The 17,690-nt window shown below is 46.6% G+C and carries 17 protein-coding genes; 3 read left to right on the forward strand and 14 right to left on the reverse strand.

Annotated elements, in window-relative coordinates; all coding sequences use genetic code 11:
* Window positions 1–20 precede the first annotated feature (20 nt).
* From NIA71_RS05290 to NIA71_RS05350, 13 genes are all read right to left on the reverse strand, one after another.
* A complete protein-coding gene (locus tag NIA71_RS05290; RefSeq protein WP_253019839.1) occupies window positions 21–1,265 on the reverse strand; it encodes a phosphoglycerate kinase in 1,245 nt (414 codons plus the stop codon).
* On the reverse strand, window positions 1,262–2,284 hold the full coding sequence (locus NIA71_RS05295) for a type II glyceraldehyde-3-phosphate dehydrogenase (RefSeq protein WP_253019840.1): 1,023 nt from the start codon (window positions 2,282–2,284) through the stop codon (window positions 1,262–1,264). The genes NIA71_RS05290 and NIA71_RS05295 overlap by 4 nt, the downstream gene beginning before the upstream one ends.
* Window positions 2,285–2,717: 433 nt before the next feature.
* Window positions 2,718–3,854, reverse strand: coding sequence for an MFS transporter (locus NIA71_RS05300; RefSeq protein ID WP_253019841.1), 1,137 nt, complete (start codon window positions 3,852–3,854; stop codon window positions 2,718–2,720).
* 17 nt (window positions 3,855–3,871) lie between these two features.
* A complete protein-coding gene (locus tag NIA71_RS05305; RefSeq protein WP_227755388.1) occupies window positions 3,872–5,491 on the reverse strand; it encodes an amidohydrolase in 1,620 nt (539 codons plus the stop codon).
* A 291-nt stretch (window positions 5,492–5,782) separates the two neighbouring features.
* Window positions 5,783–7,192, reverse strand: a complete 1,410-nt coding sequence (locus tag NIA71_RS05310; protein ID WP_253019842.1) for a sigma-54 interaction domain-containing protein — start codon at window positions 7,190–7,192, stop codon at window positions 5,783–5,785.
* An 84-nt stretch (window positions 7,193–7,276) separates the two neighbouring features.
* Window positions 7,277–7,558 (reverse strand): DUF503 domain-containing protein, encoded by a 282-nt coding sequence (locus NIA71_RS05315; RefSeq protein WP_253019843.1) that lies wholly within the window; start codon window positions 7,556–7,558, stop codon window positions 7,277–7,279.
* Between the two features lie 26 nt (window positions 7,559–7,584).
* On the reverse strand, window positions 7,585–8,829 hold the full coding sequence (locus NIA71_RS05320) for a slipin family protein (protein WP_253019844.1): 1,245 nt from the start codon (window positions 8,827–8,829) through the stop codon (window positions 7,585–7,587).
* A gap of 370 nt (window positions 8,830–9,199) precedes the next feature.
* Entirely contained in the window at window positions 9,200–10,108 is a 909-nt protein-coding gene (locus NIA71_RS05325) for a WYL domain-containing protein (protein ID WP_253019845.1), read from the reverse strand.
* Complete coding sequence (locus NIA71_RS05330; RefSeq protein ID WP_253019846.1) at window positions 10,108–11,349, reverse strand: WYL domain-containing transcriptional regulator; 1,242 nt, start codon at window positions 11,347–11,349, stop codon at window positions 10,108–10,110. The genes NIA71_RS05325 and NIA71_RS05330 overlap by 1 nt, the downstream gene beginning before the upstream one ends.
* Before the next feature lie 86 nt (window positions 11,350–11,435).
* Complete coding sequence (locus tag NIA71_RS05335) at window positions 11,436–11,744, reverse strand: hypothetical protein (protein WP_253019847.1); 309 nt, start codon at window positions 11,742–11,744, stop codon at window positions 11,436–11,438.
* Between the two features lie 14 nt (window positions 11,745–11,758).
* Window positions 11,759–12,541 (reverse strand): hypothetical protein, encoded by a 783-nt coding sequence (locus NIA71_RS05340; RefSeq protein WP_253019848.1) that lies wholly within the window; start codon window positions 12,539–12,541, stop codon window positions 11,759–11,761.
* A gap of 8 nt (window positions 12,542–12,549) precedes the next feature.
* Window positions 12,550–12,951, reverse strand: coding sequence for a molybdenum cofactor biosynthesis protein MoaE (locus tag NIA71_RS05345; RefSeq protein ID WP_148398579.1), 402 nt, complete (start codon window positions 12,949–12,951; stop codon window positions 12,550–12,552).
* A gap of 19 nt (window positions 12,952–12,970) precedes the next feature.
* On the reverse strand, window positions 12,971–13,531 hold the full coding sequence (locus NIA71_RS05350) for a DUF2284 domain-containing protein (RefSeq protein ID WP_148398581.1): 561 nt from the start codon (window positions 13,529–13,531) through the stop codon (window positions 12,971–12,973).
* Between the two features lie 589 nt (window positions 13,532–14,120).
* On the opposite strand from NIA71_RS05350, the gene NIA71_RS05355 reads away from it, so the two are divergent.
* Genes NIA71_RS05355 through NIA71_RS05365 form a run of 3 tightly spaced genes read left to right on the forward strand, consistent with a single transcriptional unit; the run spans window position 14,121 to window position 16,443 of the window.
* Window positions 14,121–14,957, forward strand: a complete 837-nt coding sequence (locus NIA71_RS05355) for an amino acid ABC transporter substrate-binding protein (protein ID WP_227755395.1) — start codon at window positions 14,121–14,123, stop codon at window positions 14,955–14,957.
* A gap of 27 nt (window positions 14,958–14,984) precedes the next feature.
* A complete protein-coding gene (locus NIA71_RS05360) occupies window positions 14,985–15,677 on the forward strand; it encodes an amino acid ABC transporter permease (protein ID WP_227755396.1) in 693 nt (230 codons plus the stop codon).
* Window position 15,678: 1 nt separating this feature from the next.
* Window positions 15,679–16,443 carry an amino acid ABC transporter ATP-binding protein gene (locus NIA71_RS05365; protein WP_269477569.1) on the forward strand — a complete coding sequence of 255 codons (765 nt, stop codon included), beginning with the start codon at window positions 15,679–15,681 and terminating at the stop codon, window positions 16,441–16,443.
* Window positions 16,444–16,962: 519 nt separating this feature from the next.
* Here NIA71_RS05365 and NIA71_RS05370 read toward each other — a convergent pair.
* Window positions 16,963–17,688 carry an ABC transporter ATP-binding protein gene (locus NIA71_RS05370; protein WP_253019849.1) on the reverse strand — a complete coding sequence of 242 codons (726 nt, stop codon included), beginning with the start codon at window positions 17,686–17,688 and terminating at the stop codon, window positions 16,963–16,965.
* Window positions 17,689–17,690 lie beyond the last annotated feature (2 nt).

Raw genomic sequence — 17,690 nt, forward strand, 5'->3', positions numbered from 1 at the left:
TTCCCAGAATCTCTGTTCTTTTAACCTTTTGATTGTGCACCGTCCATGGCCTCGATTAAAGGCAGTTTTGTCCCGGATACATACCTCACCATCGCACCTCCTGCAGTGCAGACATAACCAATATCATCCAGATTAATATAGCGCTGCGCCGCACTGACGGTGTCGCCGCCTCCGATGACAGAATAGCCTTTTGCAGCTGCAATCGCTTCCCAGACTTCTTTCGTTCCTCTTTCAAAAAGCGGATTTTCATAAGCGCCTGCAGGTCCGTTTACAAAAATGGTTTTTGCTTGTATGATTTCTCGTCGATAGTGCTCAATCGTTTTTTCTCCAATGTCCATAAACAGTTCTGACTTGGGCAATTCGTCAATGTCCAGCGTACAGCGTTCCCCGCTTCTTTCATACACCACATCAACTGGATAATCGATCTTTTGTGGGTATTTATCAAGATATTGCCTTGCCTCCTGTACGAAACGGTCCAGTCCCCGCTCGCGGATAAATAATTCCTTTTTTTCTCCCAATGAATAGCCTTTCGCCATCAGCATAATTTCACCTGTAACTCCGCAAGTAAGAATTTTATCCGCTTTGCCTGTTTCCAGAACTTGCTTCATCATGCCAAAGGCATCGGAAATCTTTGCACCTCCTAACACAAACAGACATGGGTGGTCCGGAGATTCAATAATCTGATCCAGCGCTTCAACTTCCCGGCACATCAGCTCGCCTGCTGCCGTAGGAAGAAGCCTCTGGAATGCAGCCATGGAAGGTGCATTTCTATGGGCTGCGGAAAAGGCGTCGTTGACATAATAATCACATAAAGGAAGCAGGGATCGTACCAGATAGGTCTGTTCCATCAATTCTGGCTTTAGACTTACCACATTCTCAAAGGTTGAGGTTTCTTCAGTAAGATAGCGCAAGTTTCCCAGTAAAAGTCCTTCTCCAGCCTTCAGCTTTCGGATTTCTTCCTGTGCTGCCGGACCGCAGGGATCATCAATATAGCGGATACCCCCGTTTATATATTGATTCAGCTTTTGAGCATGTTCTTCCATGGGAATCAAGTTTTCGTAATCCAGCGTATCTCCCTGGTGCGCGATGATCACCAGCTTCGCACCTTTATCCAACAGCTTCTGGATGGTTGGCACGCTTTTATGAATCCTGTTTTCGTTTAAAATTTTCTTCGTACCTGGGTGGATTGGAGAGTTGATGTCCACTCGCAGCAAGGTCACTTTGTTCCGATAATCATAATCGTCCACTGTTTTCCATTTAATCATTTCCATCCTCCCAGGCCAAGATTCTTGTTGGTCTTTTCCACCGCTGTTTTTCCGTCTGTATCCATGGCCATTGCCGCACGAATCGCATCAATCGTCTCAGGAATGGTTACCGATTCCTGTGGAATATGTATTCCAAACATAATATCCTTACCAGATTTTACGATGGTGTCCTCCCAGATGCAGATTTCATACAGATCGCCTCTTGGCCTTCCAAGATCTCTTGCGTATTTGAAGATTGAAGCATTGCCCTGAAATCCTTCATCCAGTCTGACCATGCGAATACGGTTGTGCTCTTTGAATGTATCGATTGCCTCCTTCACTGATATATCTCTCTTCGGTGTTGCCACTACGGTAATAAAGTGTCCATGGGTTACCGGTGCGTGCACCAGGATTCCGGTCGCTTTAATTTCCGGCAAAATCGTCATCAGATCCAGTGCCTGATGATTGGGCGCTTTGTCAACCTGCAGCGCATTGGTCAATCCTCTGTGGTAATCTCCCGGGTCCGCAACTCTCCGTACAATGGTAATCGCGACCTTCTCAATCCCGCATTTTTTATCGAGGCAGTCTACTGCCCGGATCAATCCGGTTGTGTTGCAGGATGTCAGCTTTAGGAAATCCGCATGGAGGCCTTTTTCATAGTTGGCATATCCGTGAAAAAACACATCTGCCACATCATTTTTCTCGCCGCCCTGGAAGACCGCTTTAACCCCATATTTTTTATATTGCTCTTTATTTTTCGCACCAACACCTGCGGATGTCGCATCCAATACAATGTCTGTTTTCTCAAGTGCTTCCTCCAAAAGTCCGCGGACTGGAATCCCGTTTGCTGCAAGCTCGGCCCGGCACGTTTCGTTTACTGCATAAAGATCATATGGCATGCCTTTTTCTTTCAGGGCCCTGATCGACAGACTCATTGCCGCGTCCACAACTCCAATCAGATTCATATCGTCCTGCAGACTAACCCCGTCGGCAAGCCTCTGTCCAATTGTTCCATAACCCACCACTAATACATTCGTCATTGTTTCTCCTCCTCGTTCACTCATTTCCGGAATCACCTTTTTTAAAGCTCCGCAGATGGCATGATCTGCAAGCTGCATTAACGGCGCCTCCGAGTCCTTGTTGATAATATACTGACCTTAATATATTGCAAATTGTATGCCAAATACATTTAGTTTCAAGAAACGCACAAAAAACCTTCTATTTCCTTGAAACAAAAGGTTTTTCTTCAATTTCATTTTAGCCAGGCATTTTTATTGCTAGCTAAAATTGACTATCCGCTCTTAAAATAGGAAGGAATTCATCCCAAACAACGTTATTTTTATAGTCAAAAACGACTATTCACATAGTCGTTTTTGACTTATTTCTGCTTTTTATCTATGCGGCCTGTAAATCAGATGTTTTGTACCGCTTGTCCTGACGCCGCCCTGTTCGGAGCCGATTATCGGACGTTCCTTAATTACAGAAATTATGTTTCCTGCTCTGCCTTTTCCTTCTTTTGCTCATTGTCAATGCGATGATACATGCCAGATATCCTATGGCGATGATGATCGCAGACAAAAGCAATGCCAGTGCTGATCCGAATCCATAAATTGCAGCAAAGGCGATCGCGAATATAATCCCGGCTCCTGCCCCCAAAGAGAAGAACAGTCCGCCTGCCATGCATACTCCGCATATGGCAGTGGCGATCCTGGAATCCAGCTTATCGTAAAATATGCCTGTACACGGCTTTCCCGGTATCACGGTAAACACCATAATGGTTAGGATATTTGCCGCAAGCTGAGGTGAATATCCCAGGTCGCCTAAATAAGCTACTACATGGCCTTTGATGGCTCCCATCGGCAGCATAAAACAGAATACACCTATGAACAGCACCCAGAATTCTGGTTTACGCATGATCTCTCTTATATCGCCTTCTTTTTCTGAAGCCGCATATTCAGATGCTTTCAGTTTCTCAATATACGCCTCATCTTCTTCGCCATATCGGAGCATATTTTTAGTATGCGGCGTTTTTGTAACGAAGGCCAAAGTGAGCGGAACCGTAATGACAATGATTGCTGCGCCCAGGCCAAAATAGGCGGCTTCCCATCCAGATGACTGAATGACGCGTGTGAGGACCTGCGATAGTATCGTTCCACCCACACCGCTTCCAACCATGGTGACGCCCATAGCAAATCCTTTTCTTTTGATGAACCAGCCATCAATGAAAATCGCCGCCGGTATTTGTATGGTTCCTGCAATTCCAATACCGATCAGTCCGGCTGCTATATAAAGCAGCGCCACCGAAGTTACAGTAGCATACATGATATATCCTATGCCCACCAGCGCACAGCATATTGCCATTGGCCATTTCAGATCCCTTTTGTCGGCGATTCTGCCAAAGATCAAAGCGCCCGGTATAGCTACCAGCAGCTCTATGGTAAAAAGACTGGATATGATTGTCCTCGATACCCCTAGCGTTTCAGTCATTGGTGTAAGAAACAGACCAAAACAGTTGAATGCCGAACCATAAATAAAAAAATAAGTAAAAAATCCCGCAGTTACAACCAGCCAGGCGCGCCTTCTGCTTTTCTTAACTAAATTTATATCCATTTAAATCCTCCTCCCATTTAACCTGCGATTTCGCCGCCTGATATGACGGTCTCCACTGTGATTCTCATGATCTCTTCCTTCGGGCAATCAAAAATATTTTCACTGAGAATAATCACATCTGCCAGCTTCCCCTCTTCCAGACTTCCTTTCATATCCTCATCAAAGGAGGCATACGCCCCGTTGTAGGTAAACATTCGTATGACTTCCATCAGTTCCACCTTCTGGCCCGCCCCTACCGGCTCTCCTGTTTTCAGATCTTTTCTGTTGAGGGCACCGAAAAAACTGTACATGGGGTTTGGATAAGAAACCGGAGCGTCTGACCCCAGAGCAGCCACGATCCCTTTTTCCAAATAGCTTTTAAGAGGAAACATGTATTCTGTCCGCATACCGTAAAAGCGATTGTAATCGGCACCGTTTATCGCTATAAAAGCGGGGTTTGCGATTGGAATTATGTTCAGCTCCGCTATTTGATCGAGCAATTGGGAGTTTACAATGCCACAGTGTTCGATTCTGTGTCTGCAATCCTCCCTTGGATATTCGTTCATAGCCTTTTCGATTGCATTTACAATGATCGTCACTGCCTGGTCCCCTACTGCATGCGCTGTGACCTGATAGCCTTTTCTGTGGAGATCAGCTACCATTTTGTCCGCTTCTTCTTGGGTCCATACTAGGATCCCCTTTGAAGGCAAATGGCAATAAGGCTCGATCATCGCCGATGAAGGTCCGCTGGAGCTGCCGTCCAGCATGATTTTCGCAGGCCCCAATTTGAATCGTTCATTTCCACACCCTGTATGTATGCCTGTTCCCACGAAAAGCTTTAAAAAATTACGGGCGGATTCCTTTCCAAATAAATTAAACAGCATTGGGTACATTTTAGTATTCAGCTCACTGTTATTACACATATCCTGCATGATCCTGTAATAGCTGCTGCCATACCCTCCTGCGTCATGGGCTGATGTTATTCCGTAAGATGTCAGGATTTGATCTGCGTTCTTGTAGCCGCCCCTCAGCTCTTCATCGTAGAATTCTACGATCTCGCAGGCATTCCAATGAGCCGTTTCCTTTAGCAATCCATGGGGTTCATGTTTATCATTCATCACCACTTCTCCCGGCGCATAGCCTGTATCATCTCGAATGCCTGCCAGCTTCAGCGCCGGTGAATTATAAACGCTCAGATGGGCGCAGCATCTCATACACTGGACTGGGTTCTCTGGAGCGGCCTCATCCAAATCCTCTTTGGAGGGATGTCTCTTTTCCTCCAGCTTGTTGTGATCATATCCCTGCAGTTTGATCCAGCGTCCCGGTGCACTCTTTTTGGCAGCCTCCCGGATCAGCCTTTTGATATCTTCGATGGACTTAACCTTTGGATAGCTGATATCTATGACTCCATGGCCGAGCAAACCAAACATTCCCAAGTGAAGATGAGCATCGACAAATCCCGGCATGACTGTTTTTCCCTGAGCGTCGATTACCTTTGTCCTCTTACCGATCAGTTCTTCTGCATCGTTTGTCCTGCCGACAAAAATGATTTTTTCTCCCTTAATGGCGATGGCCTCCTGTATTTCATTGCCATTGTTGACCGTCACGACATTGCCATTTTTTATGACAATATCCGCTATTGTTTTTGTGTGAAACATAACACCCTCCTTTTCTTCTGCAAAACAAAAAACCTCTTATTTACAAATTTCTTATTTACAGCGCAACTATGATGCCAACGCTGCCGCTGCGCAGAATTTTCTTAATATTTGTAAATATAAAAGGTTTTTTAAGCAATCTAAGGTCTTTTTTATGGTTTCTGTCTTTGCTGTCCCAAAAGGAACTCTTGCATTTTTGCATATTAGGAGCCGCCTTACCTCCGGAAGGCCTCAAATATCCAGCCTTAAACGAGAAATATGCAGGAACGCAAATATTGTATTCCTGCATATTTCCTATAAACCGTATTTTTTTAGCTTCCTAGAGATTGTGGCTTGGTCAGTCTTTAGTTTTTCTGCCATCACTGTGCCTTTGCCATATACTTTTTTATAATGAAGAAGGATCTTTCTTTCATATTGTTCCATAATCTTTTTCAGTGACATCTCTTCTTCTACTTTGATAAGTTCCCTTCTTCCTTCCCCATCCTCCTCGATGGTGAGGATACCCATGGCAGCAAAGGCTTCCTCCAAAGTAATAACATCATTCGAACTTTGGACAATGAGCCGCTCGACGATGTTTTGCAATTCTCGAACATTTCCGCAATAGTCCAAACCCATCAGATAATTGATGGCATCAATGCTGAATTTTTTATTGAAATTATATTTTTGATTAAAACGTTTTTCAAAATGAGCGATCAAAAGCGGTATGTCTTCTCTGCGCTTATCCAGTCCGGGCATTTTGATATCTACGATATTGATCCTGTAATACAAGTCTTCCCTGAACTTTTTTTCTGCAATGAGCTTTTTCAAATCTGCGTTTGTAGAAGCAATAATCCGTACATCAACCTTAATATCTTTCGTGCTGCCTATCCTGCGTACCTGCTGGTCCTGCAGCACCCGCAAGAGCTTGGCCTGCAGCTGCATCGGCATTTCGCCGATTTCGTCCAGCAGTATAGACCCTCCATCCGCATATTCGAGCAGCCCTGCCTTACCCTTTGGCGCTCCTCCGGTAAAAGCGCCCGGCTCGTATCCGAACAGCTCTGATTCCAACAGCTGCTCCGGTATTGCCGAACAATTTATTTTTACGAACGGTCGCGTTTTTCGCCTGCTCTTTTCATGAAGCAGATTGGCGATCAATTCCTTTCCCGAACCGGACGGCCCTGTGATCAGCACTGCTACATCCCGATCAGCTACTCGGCTCGCAAGATACACGATATCCCGCATAACCTTGCTCTGATAGATGATGTCTTCCTGTTCGTTCAGGATTTCCAGCAATTCTTGATACTTGTTGAAAAGTTTTTCTTTGTCAGATGAAACCGTTTCGATTTCCTGCTTTGCTTCCTCCAGTTCCGATTCATCCAATAAAAAATTGACCGTATATTTTATATGATCAGCATCATCCATCACAGGAATACCTTCAACGACATGGGACTTGCCCGCAGATAATTTCTGGTTAATCACCACTCGTTTTTTATCCTGAATTACCTGCATGGATGCGGACTGGGAAATATAGTTGCTTTCCACATAGCTTTCCATATTTGCCCCGATTGATTCCACGATTGGTATATTGGTTATCCTTGATTGAGCCTCGTTTACAACTACGATTTCGCCCTTTTCATCTGTTATCGTTATTCCTATAAAGGAGTTTTCCAGCAGCACATCAAACAATTCCGCCCTGGTGTCTTTATCGAGATTATGGCTTTTCATTGAAGTACCTCCTCGTCCCCTTATCAGAAATTAACTGCAATTCTATTTTAATCTGAACTGGGAAAAAAGGCAAGCGGAGGGCTTTCACCTCATCTCATACTCCACAGACTGAACCTCTGTCTCTACTGTCTCTTCGATAAAATGAACGATTTTCTCCATCATGCTGTCAGCCTGAGCCTGATGCGCTGCCAGAGCAGCTATACCAACGACGACCGTCTGGTGGGTATCCTGCTCTGCCGTCTCTGCGATTGCTATGTTGAATTTATTGCGGAGCCTGGCGCACAGACTCTTGACGATCATCCGCTTTTCTTTCAGAGAGTGAACCCAGGGAGCATAAAGTTTTATTGTAAGATATAGTATTTGCATTACAGGACCTCCTTGCCGCAATTCCGCTAACGGCCGACGATCTCACGCAGCTGTCCCAGCAAATCGCCTCCCGCCACCGAAATCTCTCCTACATTTTCGCATATTTTCTCCACATATTCCAGCTCTTTCAGTTTGTAAAGGGTCTTGTTTTCATCCATCAGCTTGGCTGTGTTCAGAAGGGAACGGGTGGACGCCACTTCCTCCCTGCGGGTAATCACGTTGGCCTGGGCGCGCTTTTCCGCGATAAGAACCGTGTTCATAATTTCCCGTATTTCTCCCGGCAGGATAATATCTTTGATACCCGCCTCTTTGATCTGCACGTACAGATCCGCTTCCTTTTCTTTCAGCTTCTGAAACACTTTTTCTGCCAGTTCTTCCTTGTTTTCCAAAATCTCGTCAATGCGGTAATTTCCCGCATACTCGCGGAGGATCAGCTGGGCAGTTACATGCAGCTGTTCTTGGTAATTATCCAGCTTGGTGATCGCTTTTACCCAATCCACAACCCGATAGTTGCACACAAAGTTGATACGCAGGGTCACTTTATCTTTGGAAAGAATCTCCTGGCCGCTGATCTCCATCCTCGTCAGACGGGTATCCACCAGCTTAACGTTCACCTTTGTCTTGCCCCTCCAGAAATAATAGGTGCCTGCATCCAGTACGCCGACGAATTTCTGATCATAGAACAGCACGCCCTTTTCGTATTCAGCAACCTCTGTTTTTATGTAATAGCTGGCGGGAATCTTGTCGAAGATGTGAGCGGGAATCTCCTGCGCCACTTCCGGGCGGTCAATCCCTACGGAAATGAATTCATGCCGATCATAAAGGGACCAAAAGGCATATCTTCCCGTATCCAGGCATTGGTCAAAACGCCCGTTGACAAAGTGGAGGACCAGTTCCTCATCTCCCACATTGACTACCTCCACCTGCTCCTGAACAGCCTCATTTCTCAACAGCACATCCAAAGAACAGGTCACCGGCTCCAAAGGCTCATCCAGTTCAACAATTTCCACTTGCGCGCCGCCGAACAAATAGCAGCATCCCGGCTCCACCAGTCTGATAAACCGGCCTTTTTTAAACAGGAGCCCCCTTTGATTTTCATTGATAATCTTCTTCATATAAATAAACCTCCCAGTTAAAATTCGTTCGGCAATCTGCCATGAACATGGTACGGCGGAAACATTCAGTTTGCTGCCGCAGCGGCGGAAGCAGATGCTCTGGCCGGCTGGGGCGCGCAAAACGGTATCCTCTTTCCGGCAGGGTACAATGCTCATTGTCAGCCTGCTCCTTCACCAGACGCATATCTGGTCAAGAACGGCTTGACGCGGCCTATTGCCTTTCTTGAGATGACGGATGCCACCTGTTTTCGTCTTTCAGACAAAAACTCAATTTTACTTACCAAAACCGCTTGGCTGAGTCAGATAAACTCAGGCAGGAATCGAACCTGCGATCTGGGGAGTCGAACCCCATCGCTTTTGCGATTGCCATCCATGTGCAGTTCATGCTTTGACATACGCCCCGGTACACCTGGCGCACCGCAGTGCCCGGCCCATGTACGGCCGCAGACACATGCTTAAGCATTCTTGCAGTTTTAGTATACTGGGAATGGTTTCCTGTATCACGGAAAAAAAGTTGCGAACCTTATTAAAGTCCGCAATCTTTTTGCATCATCAGTCTTTCTTTGATCCGTTCCACAAAGCTGGCCGGTTCGGTGACCTTTACCATGGGGCCGAAAGAAAGCACCCGGATCACCAGTTCCGTTTCATCATCCCGCTGGTAATCAATTCGCAGCCGATATCGATGATCCGAAAGCTGCTCCGCTTCCTTTTGGAAATGGGCAAAATGGAGCATCACCCGTTCCAAAGCGTTTCTTTCATCGGTCAGTTCTAAAACAAAATAATCCGATTTTTTTACCGCAGGCGCTTTTATCTGCCCATCGCTTTGTCCCACCGGGCGGCACTCTTTTATCCTGGCGATATTGACAATATCCGCATATCTGGTACCCGCCACCAGGGCTCTGAACTTGTCGTCTTTTTCCGAGTATTCCATCTGATAGGGCACACAAACAAACTCCCGCGCCGACCCCTTGCGGTTTTCATAGATCACGTGAACTTGCTTCTGATTGTTTATGGCATCGAGGATCATCCGGAAGTTTTCGCGGTACGCTTGGTCATCATATGGATCCCCGTCGTCATATTGATCAAAGACCACATAGTCCTGGGGTGTGAACAAAGGCTCTATGTCCTCCAGCCCTTCAAAATTCACGTCGAAGAGCTGTATCCTCGGATCCAGGCTGATCGCTTTCAACCAGCGCTTTTGAAGCAGGCTCACCGGCAGGGAAGGGTCGTGCTTCAGCGGCGTGAGCCCCTTTTCATCGATCAGCTTCCATTCTTGTTTTTTCAGTGCCGGCTCGATTGTCAGAAAACTCTCCGAAAAGGCATTTTCCGAAACGATCTGCCTCATCGCATCCCAATCGACGGTTCCCTTCCGCGCTTCTTTGAGGATCCTGGCGACCGTATTGTAGTAACAGCCGTAGATTTCATGAAACAGCATTACGCTTCACCTCCAATGCCATAGAGCCGGCACATTTCTTCAATATCCTGCCGGAATTGATTTTCAATGGTCCGATTGGAAAAGTTCATGGAAAGGATCCTCCCGATAAAGGTTCTGATCCAGGGGATCATTTCTCCGCTGTCGTAGACGTCTGCGGTAAACCTGCAGGTGCTGCTGTCCAGGCGCTCCACCGTGCCGCACCGCTTTTCCCGTATCAATCTTTGATAGATGTGCTCCTCTCCCTCCCCGATCTGTATGGTGAACTCCACATGTTCCAGGGCGGTGCTTCTGCTCTCGCAGACAGCACCCCATATCTGCGGCCGGATGGTCTCAAGTTTTTCCCTCAGCCTGGCAAAATCCGGTGAAACCTCTCCTTCGTCTATCTTTACGATTCGATCCAGGCGGTAAGCTGTGATTTTTCGCTGCTTCCGGTCGTAGCCCATCAAATACCGCCTGCCGTTTTGTGTGCTGGCAAAGATTTTTAAAGGCACCGCCCGCCTCGTGGAGTTGGTGTGCGGATTCTTTGTTGTCAGCTGCAGAGCGATCTCTTTTTCGTCAGAAATTGCGGAAAGCAGGCGGCACAAAATTTCATCGTCCAGTGTGCAGGCAATGTAGTGGTGCTTAGAGGTGAACACGGAGCTTTCCATTCCCGGCTGATCCAGCAGAAAGCTACCGATCACGCCCGCCGGCGCGGTTTCTGAAAAAAAGGCAATGGCATCCTTCATCGCCTCAATCGCCAGCTCCCCGCTCCTGCTGTAATACATCTGTCTGCCTTGTTTCCGATCCGCAAGAATGCCCAGTCCGATATATTCCTTCAGTTTCTTGCGAACGGTGGATTCGTCCAGGATCATCGGTTCCCGAAAGCGGGAGAGGTACTCGCTTTCCAGCTTTTCCATAATTTCAGCCAAGGACAGCCATTCTTCGGGTTGGTGGAGGATATCGAGAATCAAAAAATGCAGGGTAATATCCCTGTCCGTAAAGCTTTTGGCCTTCCATGCTTTATAGAGAGGGTTCTGCCTTGTCCTGCGGCTGTCGATGGATAGAAAAACGTTTTTACCCGTCGCCGTCTGGTGAAACTTCATATATTCGCCCAGATAGCTTTCGATCCGCCGGCGCTCATTGTCATAAGAGCGGGCGCTCTTTTGTTTGAAGTTGTCCCGGCTCTTAAAGCCGTAGACGTAAAAATCCCGCATGTAGCTGCGGATACGTTCAAAGTTTTTAATTAATTCGGTGTATGCCATTGATCTGCTCCTGGGTAAATTCCTGATCGGGTGGGGCTCTGGTGGTTGTTGCGGCCGTGCGATCCCTGAGAAAAACGGCATCTCAGCTAGAGGCACTTTATATGTACCAGTTTCCTTCCTTCGATTATAAACCAGCCAAAACTTTTGTAATCTAAAGGTTCATTGCATAATGCACATTTCGTAGGCCAACCTTTTTGACGCCACCCTGCTAACAATTTCAAATCAATACCTTGGCCGTAAGCTGTCCATTCGTATTCATTCATTCCCAACATCTTTGCTAAATCTATCTGTAATTTGGGATCATTGTGCCAAGCCTCAATTTGTTCATCTATCAACATCTCGATACTTTCTAAGTTGTCAGGTTCAAGTTGTATCTTTTTTAATATATCTATCATACAGCTATCTTTCTTTATATTATAAATAATGTCATCCGGTTCTTTTTACAATTCTGTTTGTCAGATTGAATCGTGATTAAGATTTTTTCTTCATCAACGGTTGTACCATCAAACCCAATGAAATAATACCCGCGCTTTGGAGTAAGAACCGTTTTCTGGGCTCTATAAAGGACCTCTATCTTTTCTTCTCCGACACCCGCCAGCACGCCGTCTTTTTCATAGATGTGATATGCGCTCTTATCTAATTCCCCTGTAAACCCGTCTCTCACGGAATAAAGGTCGAATCGATCTGATCGTTTTTTGTATCCATAACCGGATTTCCAATTAACAACACGGTCAATCCCTCCTTGCTCCATTGCTTTGCAAAGGGCCTCATAGTAAGGCAGGCTGTTATCCGGGCAAGACACCTTGTGTATCTTATTATCCATAAAATCGACTCGATAGAAACGACCGTTTCCACAAATCAAATCAACACGCTTGTCTGTCCATCGCACCACCTCATTAAAAGAGGTCATAAAACCATTGGGCAAATTGACGATCTTTTTTGACCTCTTTTTAAAACTAACATATATGATGCAGTTATTCTCCGCACAATGCAAAAAGACTTCTTCATCATGGACAAAACCTTCATATATAAAAAGTTCGTCGTCCATTTGCATATGGTCGATGCAGTTGAATTTCATGTCAAGTACGAAAAGGCCCTGGTAGTTATCGTTGATAAAAATCTTATCATGTTCGGTCTTTACAAAATAAATGTCATTATCTTCAAGGCAGTGTTCGCACAGTTTTTTAACCATAGGTCGCATCAATCCCCGTAAAGTTCCGTTTCCACTACGCACTCGTTCTTGATACGGCCCACCAGATATTGCAGCGCCTCGATGATATGCGGCCGGATGTCTCCGCCGATGAGTACGTACATGATATCGTCCCCCACCTGCAGCTGGCCCTGTGCCAGCCAGGTTCTGATATAATAGATGCCGTCCATCTTATAAGTTTCGTCAATGATGGCGTTTACTTTTTCCTGATCATAGGAAAATTCCATACCCACTACCGGGCGGGTATTCTCTGCGCCCTGCCGCACTTTTGCCTTGGCGCTTTCCCGGACAACGCCGTTGTGTGTCAGGTACATGCCGATTTTTTTAGCGCTTTCGTGCTGCTTGGCTTCCTTTAACCAAGCGTCCATGGAAGGGATGTTGTTTTTATTCATAAGATCGATACCTCCTTAATTACTTAGAATTTTTCAAAAGCCCGCAGACCAGTACAAAGCGGCCCGGAAGTACGCCTTCCCGGATCCACTCCAGCTCTATACCCATGAGTTTGTTAATGGTCAGCCCTACATTGCCTCCCAATGCTTCAATGGAGTATCGCATTTTGTCGGGAAACCTGCAAGCCTCTTTATCTTTTCTGGTGCAATTGCCCTGGCAAAGCTCACAGCTGCCGGCAGAAAGGCTGACGCTTCCCGGAGTTTGCCGCTCAATCTCATAAAGCTCCTCTGTCAACTGCTTTTTGACCTGTTTGAGAGAGTCGTCGATGATACGGTCCATTTCCTCCTGATCAAATTTCTTTCCTGCATGGGCTTCATCAAAGATAATTTCTTCCGCATAAAGGTCCAGGGTTTCAAACTGTTTCCAATAATCGATCGGGGAGAAATCAAAGGGCGGGCATGCCCAGAATGTCTGGTAGTTCGGACAGGTTTGGCAATACGTAAGAAACTCCTCTATGTTGACGTAACCATCCAGATATTCCTCTATCCCAACTGACATACAGTGTCGTTTTGTTGTATACATTCGTTCCTCCATACTTCAGATTTGGCTTTTCCTCCGTTACCGTTATTTTATCATCTGTGCTGTTATATGTATAGCTGGATTTCTCCGTCCTTTTGTTTTGCATTGGTTATATTTCAGGCTGCGCGGCAAAAAGTATCAAGATTGATATGTGCGATCTCGTATCCTGATAGTTTCGCTTGAAGCTGCTTCTCATATCAGGATAACAAGCCTGCCAGACTGTCGTGCTTTCTTAAAAAAATTCACTTTTTGATATTTCCTTCCGTATGCCGACTCCCAATGACCTGATACAACCCATCACCAACTCAAAATTATAGTGTAGGCCAAAGCACCCAAGTTCGCAGAGCAGTGAAGCGGCAGTATAAAAGTCGCCATGGAGTCTGCCTCCTTCACAGGCGAACCCTGCAAGCCCATCAACTCACCCCAGCCGCCAACCATCACAACCTTTCCCAAAAACCATTGATTTTCGTCCATATTTATGGTACCATTTTTAATATAGTATCGCTTTATTCCAATAACGCAAAGATGTCGCATAGGAATAAAGCGAACTTATTCTTACTTATTACTCATTAAGTTATGGAGGAAACACATCATGAAAAAGAAACTATTATTACTGGCAGCTGTGCTGGTACTGGTTGTCGGCTCACTGGCTCTCACCGGATGCGGCGGCAGCGACAAAGAAACTGCTGACGATTCTTCTTGGGAATATGTACAGGAAAAAGGTGAACTGATCGTAGGCCTGGACGATACCTTCGCTCCAATGGGCTTCCGCGATGAAAGCAACAATCTGGTTGGATTCGATATCGACCTGGCGACAGCTGTCTGCAAAGAGCTGGGCGTGAAGGTCAAATTCCAGCCCATCAACTGGGATTCCAAAGACATGGAACTGACATCCAAAAACATCGACTGCATCTGGAACGGCATGTCCATCACTCCTGAAAGAATAGAAGGCATGTCCCTGTCCAACAAATATCTCAACAACAAGATCATCGTTATGACACTGGAGAAGGATGTAAAAGTGGCAGCTGCTGAAGATATGGCAAAATACAAAATCGGAACCCAGGTAGATTCTGCTGCTCTGGAAACCATGAAAAAGAACGAAGCCTATGATTCATTCAAAGACAACATCACCGAATACAAAACATATGATGAAGCGCTGATGGACATGCAGGCCGGCAGAGTTGACTGCATCGTCGTTGACCAGGTACTGGGAGAATACAAGAACTCCAAATTGGACAAGAAAATGACCGTATGCGACTTTAACTTCGGCGATGACTTCTATGCCATCGGCTTTAGAAAAGATGACAAAGCTTTGACAGCCAAAGTAAACGAAGCCATCAAAGCCACCATCGACAGCGGTGAAGCTGAAAAGATCAGCGATAAATGGTTTGGAAAGAACATCGTAATTTTTGAAGAACTGGATAAATAAATAAACATACTTGGAGGAGTTGCTTCTATGAGTGATTTTATCGCAAGTCTTCAGGACACCCTGGAATATATGGTGGTCCTGATGCCCTCGCTCCTGACAGGAGCCTGGTGTTCGCTAAAACTATTTGTTGTGACCCTGGTTCTCTCATTGCCGCTGGGACTGCCCTTCGCACTGGGCAGCAACAGCCGCATCGGGATTTTCCGGGTACTTGCAAAACTATATATTTGGATATTCAGAGGCACTCCTCTACTGTTGCAGCTGTTCTTCTTTTACTTTTTTCTCCCCATTGCTTTTGACATTCGGTTCTCGGCATTTACAACGGCAACCTTGACCTTCGTACTCAACTACGCCGCTTACTTTGCTGAAATCTATCGCGGGGGGATCAACAGCATTGACAAGGGACAGTATGAGGCCGCCCATTCGCTGGGCCTTTCCAGGACCCAGACAACTTTTGGGATCATTTTGCCTCAGACCATGAAATGCGTGCTGCCGCCGGTTTCCAACGAAGCCATCATACTCATCAAAGATACGGCCCTGGTTTCCACCATCGGCGTACTGGAATTGATGAAAGCTTCCTCTTCGGCGGTAAATCGGGATGTAAACCCGCTGGCCTTTTTGCTGGCGGCCATCATCTATCTGATCTTCACCTTCCTGCTCACCCTTCTGTCCAATTATCTGGAAAGAAGGTTCTCAGTCTATGACGCGAAGGAGGAATGGTAACATGGAACAGATATTAGAAATGAAACAGATCGTAAAGGATTTTGCCAACTGCCGGGCGCTGGATCATGTTGATTTTTCCATTGCCAAAGGCGAAACGGTGGCCATTATCGGGCCTTCCGGATCTGGCAAAAGCACCCTGTTGCGGTGCGTCAACTGCCTGAATCGCATTACCTCCGGCACCATCACCCTCAACGGAGAAACCTTCGTGGACACGCCTGAGAGCGGCAAGGCCGAGTATATTCCCGATAAGGAACTGCGCCGCATCTGCGCGGAAACGGGAATGGTGTTTCAGCATTTCAACCTTTTTCCTCATATGACCTGTCTGCAAAACATCTGTTATGCGCCGATCAAAGTGAAAAAAGAGGATAAAAAGAAAGCGGAGGCCCGGGGACACGATCTGCTCAAGCTGGTAGGATTGGAAACCAAAGCCGGTGTCTATACGGCCCAGTTGTCCGGCGGACAAAAGCAGCGAATCGCCATTGCCAGAGGACTGGCCATGAACCCGGAGATCATGCTCTTCGACGAGCCAACCTCAGCCCTGGATCCGGAAATCACCGGCGAGGTACTCAACGTCATTAAAAAGCTGGCAGAAGAACGGATCACCATGGTTGTCGTTACCCACGAAATGGGCTTTGCCAGAGAGGTTGCCGATCGGGTGGTATTCATGGATCAGGGCAAAATCGTGGAACAAGGAACGCCAGAAGAGATCTTTAAAAATCCAAAGAGCGAACGTTTAAAAGATTTTCTCAGCTCCATGCTGAAATAAAAAAGTTTTCTTGGGAGACGTTAATCGCGCTTCGCGCTCACTTTCACAAGGTGAACTTTTTTGAAACACAGGAAATGCTACGCAACCGATATTTCCTGTGTTATGAAAAAGGGGCGGCTGTATGAAAAGCAAATTGCTTCATGCAGCCGCCCCTTTTCTATGTTTACCGCCGGACTGGGCATCCCATGGATTTTACCTCCTCCGGGCTCGTCATCGGGAAAATTTCAAAAAATTTTCGTGATATTTACGCAAAGTTGTGGGTTTGCGGGCCCTCATATTGAAAAAAAGGACTCCTGACGCCAAACAAGCAAATTTGAGGAGCCTCAATCGTTAAAAAAAGCGTAAATTCCAAAAAATCCACGCATTTTTTACCCTACACTTCCCCTTTTTTGGAGGGGCCCACATTATTCTCAATGAACCCCACCTTTTTTCCGCCTTCACGCCAAACCAACAGCCCGGCCCTTTCCCCCAGCGCCCAGGCTTCGATAAAACGCTCAACCGGCTGGCTCCCGCCCTTTCCTACACAGCCCCGATCAGCTGAGCCACAAAAGAATCGGCAGGATGTTCCTGAATCTGCTGCGGTTCATCCAGCTGAACAATTTTCCCCTGCTCCATGACCAGAACCCGATCCCCCAGCTTCATGGCCTCACGGATATCATGGGTGATAAAGACAATGGTAATCCCCAAACTGCGATGCAGCGATAAAATTTCATCCTGCATGGCCCGCTTGGTGATTTCATCCAGCGCCCCAAAAGGCTCGTCCATGAGCAGAATCCTGGCGTCAGATGCCAGGGCCCTTGCGATGCCCACCCGCTGCTGCTGGCCGCCGGAAAGCTCGGACGGATAGCGCTCCAGCATATCCTCCTCCAAACCGACAGTCTCGATCAGGCGGCGGGCCAGCTGAAGATTTTCCGCCTTGTTTTTCCTGCCGCTGATCACCGGCACATAGGTGATGTTCTTTTCCACCGTCATATGGGGGAAAAGGCCCTTATTCTGAATCACATAGCCGATGCTCCGCCGCAGCTCAATAATATCCGTCTCGCCGATATCCTGTCCCTGGACGAAGATCTTGCCGCTGTCCGGCTGATGCAAGCCATTGATCATCTTCAGCATGGTCGTCTTGCCGCATCCAGAGCGGCCGATCACCGTCAAAAACTCCCCTTCCTTGACGGCAAGGGAAAAATCATCAAGGATTTTCCGGCCGCCGAAGCTCTTTGACAGATGCTCTAATCGGATCATATCCATCA

The sequence above is a fragment of the Ihubacter massiliensis genome, assembly GCF_024125305.1.
Lineage (GTDB): Bacteria > Bacillota > Clostridia > Peptostreptococcales > Anaerovoracaceae > Hominibacterium > Hominibacterium faecale.